Source organism: Desulfobacter hydrogenophilus, from assembly GCF_004319545.1.
Classification (GTDB): Bacteria; Desulfobacterota; Desulfobacteria; order Desulfobacterales; family Desulfobacteraceae; genus Desulfobacter; species Desulfobacter hydrogenophilus.
On sequence record NZ_CP036313.1, the window covers coordinates 529,665 to 544,657 of the forward strand.

General features: G+C 47.4%; 14 protein-coding genes. 6 read left to right on the forward strand and 8 right to left on the reverse strand.

Annotated features, from left to right (window positions below; translation table 11 throughout):
- Positions 1 to 218 precede the first annotated feature (218 nt).
- Both EYB58_RS02305 and EYB58_RS02310 read left to right on the forward strand, forming a co-directional pair.
- A complete protein-coding gene (locus EYB58_RS02305) occupies positions 219 to 1,919 on the forward strand; it encodes a sulfite exporter TauE/SafE family protein (RefSeq protein WP_111960446.1) in 1,701 nt (566 codons plus the stop codon).
- 102 nt (positions 1,920 to 2,021) lie between these two features.
- Positions 2,022 to 2,657 carry a hypothetical protein gene (locus tag EYB58_RS02310; protein WP_111960444.1) on the forward strand — a complete coding sequence of 212 codons (636 nt, stop codon included), beginning with the start codon at positions 2,022 to 2,024 and terminating at the stop codon, positions 2,655 to 2,657.
- A gap of 106 nt (positions 2,658 to 2,763) precedes the next feature.
- Here the strand turns inward: EYB58_RS02310 and EYB58_RS02315 are convergent, their stop codons facing one another.
- The 5 genes from EYB58_RS02315 to EYB58_RS02335 all read right to left on the reverse strand — a co-directional run bounded on the left by EYB58_RS02315 (position 2,764) and on the right by EYB58_RS02335 (position 6,644).
- Complete coding sequence (locus EYB58_RS02315) at positions 2,764 to 3,249, reverse strand: DUF2059 domain-containing protein (RefSeq protein ID WP_111960442.1); 486 nt, start codon at positions 3,247 to 3,249, stop codon at positions 2,764 to 2,766.
- Between the two features lie 202 nt (positions 3,250 to 3,451).
- The gene (gene leuD / locus EYB58_RS02320) at positions 3,452 to 3,979 is read right to left on the reverse strand and encodes a 3-isopropylmalate dehydratase small subunit (RefSeq protein ID WP_111960440.1); all 528 of its coding nucleotides are present in this window, start codon (positions 3,977 to 3,979) and stop codon (positions 3,452 to 3,454) included.
- A 9-nt stretch (positions 3,980 to 3,988) separates the two neighbouring features.
- A complete protein-coding gene (locus EYB58_RS02325) occupies positions 3,989 to 5,275 on the reverse strand; it encodes a 3-isopropylmalate dehydratase large subunit (RefSeq protein WP_111960456.1) in 1,287 nt (428 codons plus the stop codon).
- 11 nt (positions 5,276 to 5,286) lie between these two features.
- Positions 5,287 to 5,874 (reverse strand): helix-turn-helix domain-containing protein, encoded by a 588-nt coding sequence (locus EYB58_RS02330; RefSeq protein WP_111960438.1) that lies wholly within the window; start codon positions 5,872 to 5,874, stop codon positions 5,287 to 5,289.
- A gap of 131 nt (positions 5,875 to 6,005) precedes the next feature.
- A complete protein-coding gene (locus tag EYB58_RS02335; RefSeq protein WP_242637519.1) occupies positions 6,006 to 6,644 on the reverse strand; it encodes an IMPACT family protein in 639 nt (212 codons plus the stop codon).
- Positions 6,645 to 7,209: 565 nt separating this feature from the next.
- On the opposite strand from EYB58_RS02335, the gene EYB58_RS02340 reads away from it, so the two are divergent.
- Together EYB58_RS02340 and EYB58_RS02345 are read left to right on the forward strand one after the other, a co-directional pair.
- On the forward strand, positions 7,210 to 8,091 hold the full coding sequence (locus tag EYB58_RS02340) for a hypothetical protein (RefSeq protein WP_111960434.1): 882 nt from the start codon (positions 7,210 to 7,212) through the stop codon (positions 8,089 to 8,091).
- Entirely contained in the window at positions 8,064 to 8,576 is a 513-nt protein-coding gene (locus EYB58_RS02345; RefSeq protein ID WP_111960432.1) for a hypothetical protein, read from the forward strand. Before EYB58_RS02340 ends, EYB58_RS02345 begins: the two co-directional genes overlap by 28 nt.
- Positions 8,577 to 8,822: 246 nt before the next feature.
- On the opposite strand, the gene EYB58_RS23040 is transcribed toward EYB58_RS02345, so the two are convergent.
- Positions 8,823 to 8,978 carry a hypothetical protein gene (locus tag EYB58_RS23040; RefSeq protein ID WP_163354647.1) on the reverse strand — a complete coding sequence of 52 codons (156 nt, stop codon included), beginning with the start codon at positions 8,976 to 8,978 and terminating at the stop codon, positions 8,823 to 8,825.
- A 371-nt stretch (positions 8,979 to 9,349) separates the two neighbouring features.
- On the opposite strand from EYB58_RS23040, the gene EYB58_RS02350 reads away from it, so the two are divergent.
- The gene (locus EYB58_RS02350) at positions 9,350 to 10,780 is read left to right on the forward strand and encodes a transposase (RefSeq protein WP_170299865.1); all 1,431 of its coding nucleotides are present in this window, start codon (positions 9,350 to 9,352) and stop codon (positions 10,778 to 10,780) included.
- Between the two features lie 256 nt (positions 10,781 to 11,036).
- On the opposite strand, the gene EYB58_RS02355 is transcribed toward EYB58_RS02350, so the two are convergent.
- Together EYB58_RS02355 and EYB58_RS02360 are read right to left on the reverse strand one after the other, a co-directional pair.
- On the reverse strand, positions 11,037 to 12,134 hold the full coding sequence (locus tag EYB58_RS02355) for an MBL fold metallo-hydrolase (RefSeq protein WP_111955330.1): 1,098 nt from the start codon (positions 12,132 to 12,134) through the stop codon (positions 11,037 to 11,039).
- A gap of 19 nt (positions 12,135 to 12,153) precedes the next feature.
- Positions 12,154 to 13,695 (reverse strand): SDR family oxidoreductase, encoded by a 1,542-nt coding sequence (locus EYB58_RS02360; RefSeq protein WP_111955332.1) that lies wholly within the window; start codon positions 13,693 to 13,695, stop codon positions 12,154 to 12,156.
- Positions 13,696 to 13,927: 232 nt separating this feature from the next.
- Between EYB58_RS02360 and EYB58_RS02365 the strand changes: the two genes are divergently transcribed.
- Positions 13,928 to 14,941, forward strand: a complete 1,014-nt coding sequence (locus EYB58_RS02365; protein WP_111955334.1) for a YbgA family protein — start codon at positions 13,928 to 13,930, stop codon at positions 14,939 to 14,941.
- Positions 14,942 to 14,993 lie beyond the last annotated feature (52 nt).

Genomic DNA, 14,993 nt, shown 5'->3' on the forward strand with positions numbered 1-14,993 from the left:
CAGCTACACGGACGGAAAGACGGAACAGGGCGAGGTCAACTGGATCAGTTTATTGTAAACCTGAAATTACCCGCAATGTTCAGCCTGATTTTCATAACAGAGGCAAGGCTTAGGTTGCGCCTTTGCAATAAAAATAGGAGTGCAATGTTTTTATTGCGCCATTCCAGGTGCGGCAAGCGTTGCAATTTAAATTACCAAGGCATTTTTAGGAGAAAAGAATGAAAAAAACCTGTTCGTATCTGGCTGTCATGATGCTGGGTCTGTTTTTGGCAGCCCAGATGTGTCTGGCCGCAAACAGTGCAAGTGTATCGTCCTCATCTTACAAGGCAGGTGATGTAGTCGAGATAAAGGGGCAGATTGAGCCCGGTGCTGATCTTTACCTGACCCTGTCCCAGGAAAATATGTTCGCCCCCCAGGACACGAACGGCGTCCATGAGACCAAAAAGTTCAAAAGCATCACGGCCAATGGTGATTTTGATATGGACACCACCATCCCACCCATCTACTACCTGGTGACCAACGTACCGGAAAAATTCGGCAAGGTGGAAAAAAAGAAATTCGGCGGCCCCTCTGTTCTCCTGGGCAAGGATAACGGCATTTACTCTACCACTATGTTCTATCTGAAAAAAAACTTTGACGATGTGGATCCGGCTGCCCGGGCCATGATGGGCCCCATCGCCTCGGCCAAGCAGTGGAACTTTCTGCGCTGGGCCAATGAAAACGATTTCGGCATCAACACCATTGTCAAAGAGGGCAACCGCAGGGGCAAGGTGGTGATCTTCTCCAAAACCGTGGTCACGGATGAATCCAGCGGAAACTACTGGGACAAGGGAACCAAAATCGACCTGGACAAGAGCACGGGGCAATTTACCGTCAGCTTTAAATCCTTCAGGCACACCCCTCCCGGAACCCAGTTTGACGTATATGTCAACGGCGATAAAACAACCGCCTACACCATTGAGAAAAACGGATACTGGCTGTCCAAGGGCTACCGATACATGAACCCTATCTGGATTATTCTCGGCGCCATCCTGGTGGGCACCTACTTTTCTATGATCGGTGCGGCCGGCGGCCTGCTCATGGCGGCCTTCCAGGCCTTGGTGGTCAACACCATGGGGCCTGTGGGCATCAACGCAGCCAACGTGCTCAAGCCATCCAACATGGCCTTGACCCTGTTCTCCCCCTTAGGCTCTTTCTGGCGATATGCCGTGGTTGAAAAACGGGTGGCCTGGCCCGTAGGCCTCTCCTTCAGCGTAGGTATTTTTATCGGCTCCATCTGGCTGGGCAAATACGTTTCAGCTGTTCTGCCCATGAAGGCCTATCAAGAGTGGCTGGCCGTTCTGGTGGTGCTCATGGGGATCAAGACCCTTATGGAGATGACGCCGAAGGCCATGAGAAAACGAAAAAATATCAAGGCCATGACCCAGAAGTTCAATGCGGAAATCGCCAAGGCCAAGGCTGAAGGGCGTGCCGCTGAAATGGGCTCCATCGAACCTGTTAAAACCGGGTTAACCGACTACCGTTTCAAGTTCTGGGGTGAAGAGTTCAGAATCAATCCTTTGCTCTTTGGTATTATCGGCGTGATCATCGGCATCGTCTCCCGTTCTTTTGGCGTGGGCGGCGGCTTTTTGTTGGTACCTGCCATGACATCCATCGGTGCACTACCCATGTATGTAGCCGTGCCCATATCCCTGATCGGCACCTGTTTTTCCAGTATCGGCTCTTTTATCGGGTACCTGATTACCGGGTATTTACCGGATATGACCCTGGCCATTTCCATTATTATCGGCGGATTTGCCGGCGGTATGCTCGGCTCCAGAGCCCAGAAAATGTTTTCTGAGATGACCCTGAAAGTGGTGCTGGCCTGTACCTTGTTCTTCCTGTTCTTCAGATTTTTCAAAATCGAAATCTGGATATAAATCTAAATTAAAGACAAATCGTCTTTAAACCCCTGTGTCCAGGACCTATAACCGGGTTCTGGACACAGGGGGTTAATTGTAAATTTTATCAAAAAGGCCGTTATGGATGAATTTTTAGACATGCTCTGGATGCAAGTCGAGTACGGGCTTGAAAGTATCGTTACTGCGCTGGACACGCTTCTTAATCCCGTTGAGGTCCTGGGTCCGGCCGGGGTGGTGCTCATTCTTGCCCTTGCCACCGCCGGTACCACAAAAATTTTATCCAAAGTCTACCGCACCCAGCGACACACGCACCTGAAAGAGGAATTTCTCCACTGGCAATCGGTGCGGCAGGCCGCCATGGCCGTTGAAGACAAGGAAAAGGGAAAGGCCATGGCCAAAAACATTGACCAGGCCAAACTGAACCAGGTCTATTACGATTATTTTTTTGAAGGCCTGATGAAAAACCTGGTCACCACGGTCCTGCCGGCCCTGCTTGTTGTGGCCTATCTGTCCAGAACCTACACCCGGGAAAGTCTGGAGGCCCGGTTTGGCAGCCAATGGATTTTCACCCTTGGGAGTGGTCCAGACGCATTTCATATCGGCACCCTGCTCTGGTTTCTCATCTGTCTGCCGGTAAGTTTTGCTCTCTTTGGCCTTGTGGCTTTCTTGATAAAAAAAGGGAGAAAAAATCAAGGCCCTGAGATAAATCAGCCAGGCAAAGGTCAACCTGATCATCAACACCTGCCATGCGGTTGAAGACAGTCCGACGACCGGATTCCGATTCCGGTTTCTCCTCCTTGGGATCTCCGATCATAGAGGGAGGGAGGAATAGTTTGCCACTATACGTCAAAGGCAATACAAATTATTCAGAAGTTTGTTGCAACTTTTGGATTCTTTTGGCTTCTTCTTGAATCATCATTTTTAACTCAGAGATATTTTCTTGAATTCTCTGCTGACCAATTCTCCCACCCTTAGTCATCATAGCAGGGGATTCTTTTAGGGATTTTTGTCCTGTTGGAGTGCTGTAAAACGCATTAAGTTCATTAATCTCTTTTTCCGTAAAAGTTTCAACATAAATATTAATAAAAGCTTCTCTTAAACTTTCTCCACTCATATATTTGTTGAAAAATTGCCTCATGGTATTTTTATATGGCTGTAAAGCAGAATTTTGCGATAACTCTAACTGCAACATACTTTCAATTGTGCCGGCCAAAAGAGTATCGAGATCCATTGTATAAAGCAATTGATCCGCAGCATTACGATGACTTTCCGAAGCTGCAAATACATTTAAATTAAACGATATAGTTATTGCCAGTACTAAAAAAACAACATAGGTTTTAGACTTCATAGTTACATCCTTTCATTAATAATACAGAATGATGGAATTCAAGAGCCGCCGACCGTAAGATTACCATAAAAACATAAAACCCCTCACAACTGCAAGGTTGTGAGGGGTTTTATGCTTTTATACGCCTTGCAGCCGGACAACGTTGTGAGCATACGCGCCCCTAACAAGCCGTGCCAACATGCGGTTTTCGTTCAGACGCTAATTAATAGTTTTTATCTGCGAACTCTACCCACCCCCCGGTTTTCACCAGGGCTTTATCAAACTCTGAAATAGAAAATTCAAGTGTCAGCGCTTTACCACTGCCATCTGTTACAATAAGAGTGTCGTTTTCCACATCTACGCAAAGCTGAGTCTTTTTGTCGGCGCCCAGTTCAAACAGGGTCTGAACTTTTTCGTCGGGCAGTTCAATGGCCATCATGCCACAATTGAACATATTCTGCCTGAAGATACGGGCAAAGCTTGGGGCAATCACGACGTTGATGCCGTTGACTTCCAGGGCCCATGGGGCATGCTCCCTGGAAGAGCCGCAACCAAAATTGCCACGGGATACAATCACACGGACATCTTTGAGATCAGTTTCAGGATTAAAGCCCTCCAGAACCAGATCTTCAAGCAGATGGGGTTTTAAAGCGGATTTTGAAATTTCGGTCAAATATTTGGCCGGTATAATTTCGTCGGTATTGATATCTGCCCGGTCCAGGCAGAGCATTTTTCCTTTAAAGTCTTTCATTGTCCCTCCCTAATTTTTAAACCGGTCAGAGTGCGTGAGCACGCCATGGAGTGCTGTGGCTGCGGCTGTTGCCGGGCTCACGAGGTGAACCATACCGCCTTTGCCCATTCGTCCGTTAAAATTCCTGTTGGTGGTGGACGCCGCGACCTCGCCTTCGGCCAGAACCCCGTTGCTCATCCCAAGACAGGCGCCGCAGGTGGGATTGGTGACGCAGAATCCTGCATCCATAAAAATTTTAATCAGCCCTTCATCCAGTGCCGCACTGAAAATATCCGGTGTGGCAGGAGATACAATGGCCCGGACGCCGGGGTTAATTTTTTTGCCTGCCACCTCGGCGGCTGCCTCACGAAGATCCTCTATACGCCCGTTGGTACAGGAGCCGATGTAAACCTGATCCACGTGCGTATCGGGCATCTGTGACACCGGCTTAACATTGTCCGGTTTGAATCCAAAGGTTGCCAGGGGTTCAAGGTTGCTGACATCAATAGTCTTTGTCTTTGCATAAACGGCATCCGGATCGGAACAGAACTGGGAGTATTGTGCCAGGGCATCCTCGGGGGTCTTGAACTCATCCTTAATAAAAGGCCACAGATAATCCACCGTTGTCATATCCGGCAGGCAGAGCCCTGAGGTTGCACCAGCCTCCACGGCCATATTGGCAAGGGTCATGCGCTGGTCCATGCCCATGGCATCCACCACAGGTCCTGTGAACTCAATGACCATGTTGGTCGCCCCGTTCACGGAAATCTGACGAATCACTTCAAGAATAATATCCTTGGCATATACGCCCGGCCTAAGGTTTCCGGTAATTTCAATTTTAAATGTTTCCGGCTGCTTAAAGGTACACACCCCCTTTAAAATCCCCACTTCCAGATCCGTGGTGCCCACGCCCGCGGCAAAGGCACCAAATGCCCCGTGGGTACAGGTGTGAGAGTCGCCCATAATGATGGTGAATCCGGGACGGACAAACCCTTTTTCAGGAAACAGGGCATGGCAAACCCCGTTCTCGCCGATATCAAAAAAATCTTTTATGTTGTGACGAATGGCCCAGTCCCTCATAATCTTTCCCTGCAGGGCGGTTTTGGAATCTTTGGCCGGTGAAACATGATCAATCACCGCCTTAATTTTATCCGGATCAAACACCCGGTCTTTTCCCCTTGCAACCAGGTCCTGGATCGCAGTCGGAGTGGTAATTTCATGACAGAACACCCGATCCAGGCGCAGCACGCTGACATCCCCGAAGGGTTTGTCCACCAGATGGGCGTCAAAAATTTTTTCAGCAATTGTTTTTCCCATGGCACTCTCCATTATTTATTATTTCCTTCACCAAAATAATCTTCACCGTCCGCCGGTGTGACAATCCAATAGGCCTGAAACAGATCGTCACCCGAATTTTTAATCACATGGGGTATCTGAGATGAAAAAGACAGGGCATCTCCGTCACTGATATCGTAGACATCCCCGCCGTAAATTAACTGGCCGGAACCGTTAACCACAATCCCAAGCTCCCGGCCAAGATGGCCGTCATCCTCATCCCCCCGCTGCTGTCCCGGTGCAATCTCAAGAAAAAAAGCCGTAAATGAGTGGTTCCCTTTGGATTGGCTGAGTCCGCACAGGGTTTCATATTTAAACCCCTTGCGCTGGTAAACCCGACGCTGGTCCTTTTTTATAATCTCCACCCGGTTCATGGTCTCATAATCTTTAAAAAACTTTTCCGGAGAGACCCCGTAGACTTCCAGCAATTCCAGCAAGGTATCCAAGGACGGGGATATGCGGTTGCGTTCAATCTGGGACAACAGACTTGAACTGACCCCGGCTTTTGTTGCCACATCTTTTATGGTCAGATGCCGTGCATTTCGAATGGCCCGCAGCAACGGGCCCAGCTTGATTTTCATTTATTCACCAAATTCAGTATTCCTTATTTTTATTAAAGAATACTGAAATTTTTCCTGGTGTCAATACTTTTTAACTGAATGAAAAACAGATACGGGGAAAATCATTTGGAGAAAAACAGACGCCTTAAATCTCAGGCGGGTATCTTAATATAATCTAAAAGCCCTTGGCGCTGATATTGAATGAGTATTGATTCCAGGGCCGAAAGGTCGGACAATTCCACAACCAGTTCATGAGTGACCTTTTCTTTATAATCCGTTCCTGGAATTGTAGTCTTCAAGGCACTGATGCGGTTTAAAAAAGAATCATTCAGGCTGTAATCCAGGCAGATTTGGAAAGACTGCGTCTTCACCAGCCGGACAAGAGGAGCCTGGGCAATGGCTTCGCCCACAGCCAGAGCGTAGGCATCAATCAAACCGCGAACCCCGAGTTTCACCCCGCCGAAATACCGGGTAACAACCGCCGAAACACAGGACATGTTATGGGATAAAAGTGCATTGAGCATGGGCTTGCCAGCCGTGCCCGGCGGTTCACCCGCATCTGAGCAATGACTGATCTGCCCGCAATCACCCACCACATAAGCCCAGCAGTTATGGGTGGCGGTTTTGTATTCTTTGGTAATCTTGGAAATAAATTGCTTTGCCCCGTCAATGGTATCAACGTAGCTCAGCCTGCAGACAAATACAGAACGCTTAATTTTTATTTCCGCCCGGCGCACGGGATCGGACTCAGACCGCCCCACGGAATAAAAAACCGGTTTTTCGCAATCCATCTTCATGGACCATGATATAGTACAAATCAAACTCAAATAAAAGGCCGAATCTATCCGTTTGTGCTGTCAATCGCAACTAATTTTTTAGTTTCTGCAGCGCCACTTAAAGCTCACAAACAGACAATTTGAAATGGACGGCGAGGACCTTGAGAAGAGGACCTGCCACCGCTGGATCTGCCCGTCCATTTTTCACTGCTCACACACTTTCTTCCTGCTTTTTGTCTTAACTTGAACTGCGGCCCTTTGATAAATTTGATGTATTAAGTTTTTATCAAAAAAGCGGCTGTGTTTTCAGCTCATATAACACTCAGGAGCAGCCTTGAATACTATTTGCACTCGGCTCACATCATAGTTTTTAATATTAAACATCAGTTGAGCATGCCATACCAATTTTTTTTATAGCGAACATGTCGTAAATCTGATCTGTCGGTCAGAAATATGCCTTTATTGTAAACAAAATAAAAAGGTGTTTATGAAAATTTTTGCAAAATGGTTATTGCTGTCCTTTATTTCGATCTTTTTATCTGCTTCTGGGTCGCAGGCCTAGCAGGGGCCGATCGTTCCCATGAAAACCATTGAGGCCCGGAGGATACTCCAGGTGCCGGTGAAAAGAAAGGACGTCACACTGATCACCCGGGTCCCGCTCCAGACCACGGAGAAAGCACAAATTAACAAGGCAACCAGGCAATTGATCAGCCAAAATTTTAATAATAAAGTGACGCAAAGCTCTAAGGTACGAACCAATGTGGAAGTGCTTCAAAAAGTAGGCAACCGGGTTTTGGCTGACGCGGTTGTCGTATTTCTTGATAAAAACACATACACGGCAACCGCCTTAAAAATGCAATACGAAATGGTAGGAGAACAGGTTACCCTGAAACGAAAAATTGAACGGTATGCCCCTCCTATGACCGCAATGACGCGGGTATCAAAAATTGATCCCGCCACTTTGCAGATCAAGGCGTCACTGCTTAAGGATCTAAAAATTGCGCTTCCCCAGGGAGTGGGCCCCAAAGCACTGGCAAACACGCCATGCGATGATATTTCCACCGCGGTTGCAGGAACCAATGATGTTTACAATATCTTTAGAAGTGCTTTTGCTTCCGCCTCCAAAAAAATCGGGGCCGCAAGCACTAAATCAGCCCTTTTAGATGTGTTAAAAACAAGCACAAGGTTGGTGGCCTGGAACAATATCGGTCATGGAAACACAAACCTTCTGGTGCAGTGGGATGGCACAATCTGGAATACGGACTTCAATTCCGCCGTTCCTTTCAAGGGGATTTATAATTCTGTAATCCTGCTGAATTCCTGCCTCGTCTGTGCCTCTCCCTACCAGATCAAAAATGCCATTGAGGCCCATCATCCACGAACCTATATCGGCGGTGCCGTAAGTTTACCCATCGGCCCCTCGGAAGGGTGGATGTGGGGTTCTGGGACCGGACCCTCCTGAAGAATAAAACCATGGGTCAGTCCCTGGCCGAGGCGGCCAGTTCCCAGGGACTGTCCGGCCAGTTCTGCCTTAGCGGTTACAATGGGAAATTTGCCACGGTGGAAGCCGACAAATTCACAGAAGACTGCATTTCCTTTAACCCCGGCAGCGTCCAGGCAAAACAGGTCGGCGGCAGATGGAAAGTGGTCCATGGTTCCATGCTGATGCTGGATTTTGGTTCCAATCGGTCCCATGCCCAACGGGCTGTTCAGATCATTCAACACTACAAGATGGACCGCCAGTGTTTCGTGGGCCGACCCAATGCGCCCATGAAATATTTCACAGTGAAAGGATCTGCGCCCCGTGGTGCCATTGCCGGGGAGGACTGTATCGGCTTTAACCCTGCAAAAATCCAGGCCAAACAAGTTAACGGACGATGGAAAGTGGTTGAAGGCTCACACTGGATTATGGACTTCGCCTATTGGGCCTTTGATACAACGAAGTAGATGGGCCAATAGGCAAACTATTTCGTTCAAGTTATTTAATCTGCGGTCCTAAGAACCAGAAACACAGCTGCGACGATATAATGTATTTTACCGTTCCGGACGGCTTTTGTAAATGACGGGGCCTGTCCCTTTTCATGGGCAGGCCCCTAGTTACTGATAAAGGAACACCGGTCTGCATTCAGTTAAAAAATAAGACCGTTATTCCCAAGCTAAAGACAAATAGACCACCACCTGTGCAGACCCGGTCTATCTGTGATTTCGCCGCCGGTCTGTGCCGCTGCGCCGTTTAAGTCCGGTTCTCAGCTCTGATCCGGGCGCAACAGCCGGAAAATAGCGGCGGTCTTTGAGTTTTCTACGTCCACCCCGATCTGCCTGCGTTTCAAAGATACTTTTTTCTTTCATAGCACCCTCCTTTGTAATTAGCTTTGTAATTAGCCATGTTCCCTTTAGATGTTAAGAATCAATTAAAGGTAGATGGTTAAATGAGTTTCTCTTTGAGAGATTTTAATGTCTATCAAAGCAGATTTAAAGCGTTACTACAGCGTGCTTGTCATTGACGGGCATCAGTTCGATTAATTAAACTCGATGATCCAGTTTTTTTGAGGGAAGAACAGGTAATCAGTATTGAAAAATGCAAAGGCTGGTCAAGTCGATGCTATAATACCAATTTTCCAAACTGATATCTCACTCATCGGTTGGCCAGCCTTCAATGAGCAGAGTAAAATAAATGTTATTTGAATACAATAGTTCAATTGCAGTATAACACCTCATTTATGAAAATAAGGAATGAGGCGGATGTGTTAATAAATAAGCTGTTGCCGTTTGTTGAAAAGTATACTGATTCACTGAATACTGAATTAACACAGTCATCCCCAGGAATGACCTTAAGCAAATCACAAAAATTCTGGCTGGGTTTCTGCATCACTGGAATCATCTTGACCAGCAGCATCAATTGGGCTGCTTTTTCACGTATCAGTGTGGGATTGTATAAAACTACAGCTCTTTCCTGGATGTTTCGCCATTCTAAAATTGCTTGGGAGCATCTGTTTCATCTCAGCCTTAAAATTATTTTCAAAGTATATGGCATTACCAAAGGTGTTGTCAGTATTGATGATTCCGATAAAAAGCGTAGTAAATGCACAACAAAAATTTTTGGAGTCCACAAAATAAAAGACAAATCAACGGGTGGTTTTTGCATGGGGCAAGGCTTAGTATTTTTGGTGTTGATAACACCAAAACTCAGCTTTCCAATTGGCTACGCCTTTCATATTCCTGATCCAAAAATCAGCGAATGGACCAAGGAGGATAAAAGATTAAAAAAGGCTGGCGTACCAAAATCAGAACGCCCAAAAAAACCGGTGCGCTCAGAAGAATATCCTACCATTCCAATGATTGCCAAGGCTCTTTTAAAAATATTTGTAGAGAAACACCCGGAAATAAAAATAGAAGCGATTGTTGCAGATGCCTTATATGGGAATGCTGAGTTCATGGATGAAGCGTCTAAAATTGCAGGAAACGCCCAAGTTATCAGCCAAATAAGGTACAATCAAAATATTTTACTCAAGAGCGATAAAAAATCAGTTGAAACATATTTTAAAAATATTCAACCAATTCAAAAGACCATACATGTACGTGGAGGTAAAGAGGTTGTTGTACTCATTAAAAGTGCCAGAATACATGTGTGTGCTCATAAGAAAAAAAGATTTGTCATTGCAATAAAATACATTGGAGAAAAGGACTATCGGTATCTTGCCGCTTCGGATCTGACCTGGCGATATCCTGATATCATAGACGCATTTACACTCAGATGGTTAGTAGAGGTTTTTATTCAAGACCATAAGACGAATGAAGGCTGGGGAAATTTGACCAAACAACCTGATGAAGACGGGTCTTACAGAAGTTTGACCCTGAGTCTGTTGGTTGATCATTGTCTCCTGCTTCATCCTGACCAGGTGGCCTCGATAAATAACAAACTGCACGCAAGAACTGTTGGCAGCCTATGTGACACCGTCAAAGTTGACTGCATCTTATCCTTTGTCGAACAAATCATTCATAGTGATGACCCAGAATCCCATTTCAAGCAGATCTCGGTATTTTTAAAAGAGCATTTTGTAAAGGCAAACGATTCTCAAAAGCACATGAATCTAAATTCTTGGGGGAATTATCAATCCGCCCCATCATTAAAATACAAAGCATTCTGTTAACATGGGGATAATAACTGCCAGCGAGGTCTCATGTCAATTTTTAAAAACTGGATCATCGAGTTAAAGGGAGCATAGCCTTATAATTTAATTCCATACTATCATGAAAGAATACCTAAGACAAGAACGACGACAACAAATCGTCATGGCCATAACACTAAATTTTACGGACCAAACTAATGCGCTTCTCCCTTAAACTGGACCGATAAAAGAGACATGCAAATCATGAAAAAATTGTGGTGGCGGAGAGCCGGGAGACCTATGGACTAATTTTTAAAATTCCACCGATATCCATAATTTTAAACCGGGATGGACCCAGATTACGGGCCTGGATAAAGCGTTTGAGTTCAAGGCCGGGAAAGCCGGCAGGTTCGCTGCCCAGGTGAAAGGTGCCCCACTGGGTGGGGATGAAATATTTTGCCCCCAATTCCTTAAAGCCTTTGACAGCTTCCGGGATATTCATGTGCTGGTAGTGCATGAACCATCTGGGATGGTAGGCTGTGGTGGCGATGAAGGCATAGTCGATGCCCGGATATTTTTTCCTGGTCTCTTTGAACCCTTTAAAATAGCCGGTATCCCCGCCAAAATAAAAGGTGGTGGCCGGCGTGATCAGCAGCCAGGCTGCCCACAGGCTTTTGTTCCGGCCCTGGTTGATGCGCATGGACCAGTGCTGGGTGGGAAGACAAACCAGCTTTATGCCGGGGCTTAAGTTTTTTTCTTCCCACCAGTCCATCTCCAGGGTATGGGGTTTGTTCATCTTTTTCACCATCACCGCCAGGCCTTTGGGCACAAAGACCCGGGAAGCCTTTGGCAGGCCTTTTATAGACCCACGATCCAGGTGGTCGTAGTGGTTGTGGGAGATAATAATATTGGGGGCTTTGACCAGGGTATTGAGTTCTTTCAGGGTCAAGGCGGGCGGTGTTTTACGTTTAGGAATCAGGGCACGTTTTGAAAAAATGGGATCTGTGAGCCAGTATTGTTCTCCTGTGCGAACAAGAAAGGTATTGTGCCCGATCCAGAGGATAAAATCTCCCCGGGTCTCTTGAATACGTGCCAGGGCGTGGGGCAAAATTTTGGGCAAAAACGCCCTCTCCTCTTTTGTATAATTTGTTTTTGAAAAAAACTTCCAACCCAGAACATCCAGAAAATTTTTATCCGGCATTTTCATCCAGGGGGCAAAATATCGGTCATCTTTTTTATGCGGGGCATAAAAATCTGTTTCCTGGGTCTGGGATACTGCTTTTTCCCACACATCTTCTGAAAAATTCCGCTTCTCCTGGGGGGAACAGCCCCCAAAAAACAGGAGAAGGAAAGACAGCAGCAGAATACAGGATCGGCAACAGACAGAAGATGTCATGGGTTCTCCTTGTGAAGTATCATGGAATTTTAGGGGTGAACCGCCAGGGTCCGGTTAAGCGTTTAACCCCTGCTGACTTCACAATGCCTTTGAGCATTGAGAAAAATACATATTGATGAAAGGGATAAAGCGCATACCAGTATACAATACCCAAAATCCCTGTGGGCAAAAATCTTGACAAAAGGGTGATTTCACATTCTTTTTCTGAAATTCGGGTAAGGGTGATCTCCAAAAGGGCCTGGCCCGGCATTTTCATTTCAGCAAGCAGCAGCAAGCGTCCCGGGGGATCGCAGTCCAGCACCCGCCAGAAATCCAGGGCATCGCCTATCCAGAGTTCTTTGGCAGACCGCCTGCCCCGGTTAAGGCCCACCCCTCCCGAAAGACTATCCATCACTCCCCGGATTCCCCAGAGCAGGTCTGCGGCATAATACCCGGTTTTTCCGCCAATGGCCTGGATATAAGGCCAGATATCCTGGGGCGCAGCCGCAGCTGTCGCCTTGTACCCGCATGTGAGCAGGGTGCCCCCGGAATAGTCTGAATCCCCACAATGCTCCCATTCCGGAAATTTCAATTCACCGGCATCGGCCCAGCAGGTATCCACCTGTTCCTGGCTGACCCGGTCCAGGGCCCGTTCAATGGCCTGCTCACAGGAAATAAGTTCCTGGGGAATGATTTTACGAATGCGGTCATCCTGACAGATGGTGGGAAGGCTCAACCCCTGGGTCAGGGGGAGCGCAATTGCGGAGGGTACCGGGGTGACCAAATGAATCCACAGTGCTGACAGCTTCGGGGTGAGCACCGGCACAGGTATCATCAGGGGGCTTGGAAGCCCGGCTGTTTTTGCAAATATTCTGAACAGATCCCTGTATGAAACAACATCAGGACCACCAATATCAAAGGTCTGATTTCTGACTTCCGGAGTGTTCAAACAGCCCTGAAGGTAGCCCAGGACATTGGAGATGGCAATGGGCTGGGTGGGCATATGCACCCAGCGAGGAGTGATCATAATCGGCAGGCGCTCGGCAAGGTAGCGAAGGATTTCAAAGCTGGCAGAGCCGGAGCCCAGAATCATGGCAGCCCGAAGCACGGTTGCAGGCACCGTTCCGTTCATCAGGATATTTCCCACCTCATTTCGGGAAACCAGATGGCGGCTGATATTGGGATGATCCATCTCGCCCAGGCCCCCCAGATAAATAAGATGGTCTGCGTTTCGAGCGGCCGCAGCCCGGACCATATTTTGGGCGCCGATGCGGTCGGCATCCCTGTATCCCTTTTTTTTGGAGATCATGGAGTGAACCAGATAATAGATGGTGCCGCAGCCATCAACAGCCCGTTCAAGGGAGGCCATGTCCTGGATATCGCCTCTGATCAGCTGGACTTTGGGATGCCTGGCCCAGGGCCTTGACCCCATTTTCTCAAGGGATCGTCCCATGGCCCTGACCCTGTGGCCGGATGCCAGCAAAAGCGGGATGAGCCGGCCTGCTACATAGCCTGTGGCGCCGGCGACCAGGACGGGTTTGTCAGATAATGGGGTCGGTTGTGATTCGGATGAATGTGACATACAACTCCTTTCTGGAACTTGTCGTTGACCGTGATGATTCCGTTCATGGGGGCAATGCCTCCTGAAAGTAAAATATGCGCTTTGATATTCGTCTTAAAATCTATATACTCAAAGAAATTCTGTCAATTAAATGAAATCTCATTTTAAACGGAATAGGCCTTAAGAGCAAACCAACCTGGAACCGGGATAAAAAGACTTCATTATATTTTGGAAACAGCCCAAGGGAGGTACCATGACCGGCAAAGCCCAAATTACGACAACGGAAACTGACAAAACCTCAATCGATATCCCTAAAATCAAGATAGGCGCATCCACCTGTCTTCTGGGTAAAAAGGTGGGCTATGACGGGAATCACAGCCATGACCGCTATTTGACCCAGACCCTCTCGCTGTTTGTTGATTATGTGCCCGTCTGTCCCGAAGTGGAGTGCGGTATGCCCATTCCCAGGGAGTCGGTGCGCCTGGTGGGGGACCCCGCTGCCCCGCGCCTGGAAACCCGGAATACCCATGAGGATAAAACCCGGATGATGACGGATTGGATTCCCGGAAAATTGGCCGCCCTTGAAAAGGAAAACCTGTGCGGATTTATATTTAAAAGTAAATCCCCGTCCTCGGGCCTTTACCGGATAAGGGTCTACGGTGATGACGGCAAGGTCCGGAAAATCGGAACAGGATTTTTTGCAAAAGCATTTTGCGAAAATTTCCCCAGAGTCCCTGTGGAAGAGGCCGGACGCCTCAATGATCCCCAGTTAAGAGAAAATTTCATTGAAAAAATCTTCAGCCTCAGACGATGGCGAAAGCTGGTTGAAGAGCAGAAAAATTTAGGGGGCCTTGTGGCCTTTCACACCCAAAACAAGCTGCTGATTCTCTCCCACAGCCAGCCCCATTACCGCCAGATGGGAAAGCTTGTGGCCAAGGGCAAAGAAATCATCGCAAAAGAGGGGGGCCAGGCGCTTTTTGAACAATATGAAATCCTGCTCTTAAAGGCCCTTGACCTGAAAACCACCATAAAAAAAAATATCAATGTCCTCATGCATATCCTGGGCTTTTTTAAAAAAAATCTGAGTGCAGATGAAAAGCAGGAGATGCTGTCTCTATTTGACCAATACAGACAAGGCTATGTTCCCCTGGTGGTGCCCTTGACCCTGATCAACCATTATGTGCGCAAATACGATCAGCCCTGGCTTAAGGATCAGACCTATCTCAATCCCCATCCGTTTGAACTGAAATTGCGCAATTATTTTTGATGGCATTTTCCGGATATAGAGCAACGGCATCTATGCGTTCAGCAATCCAAAA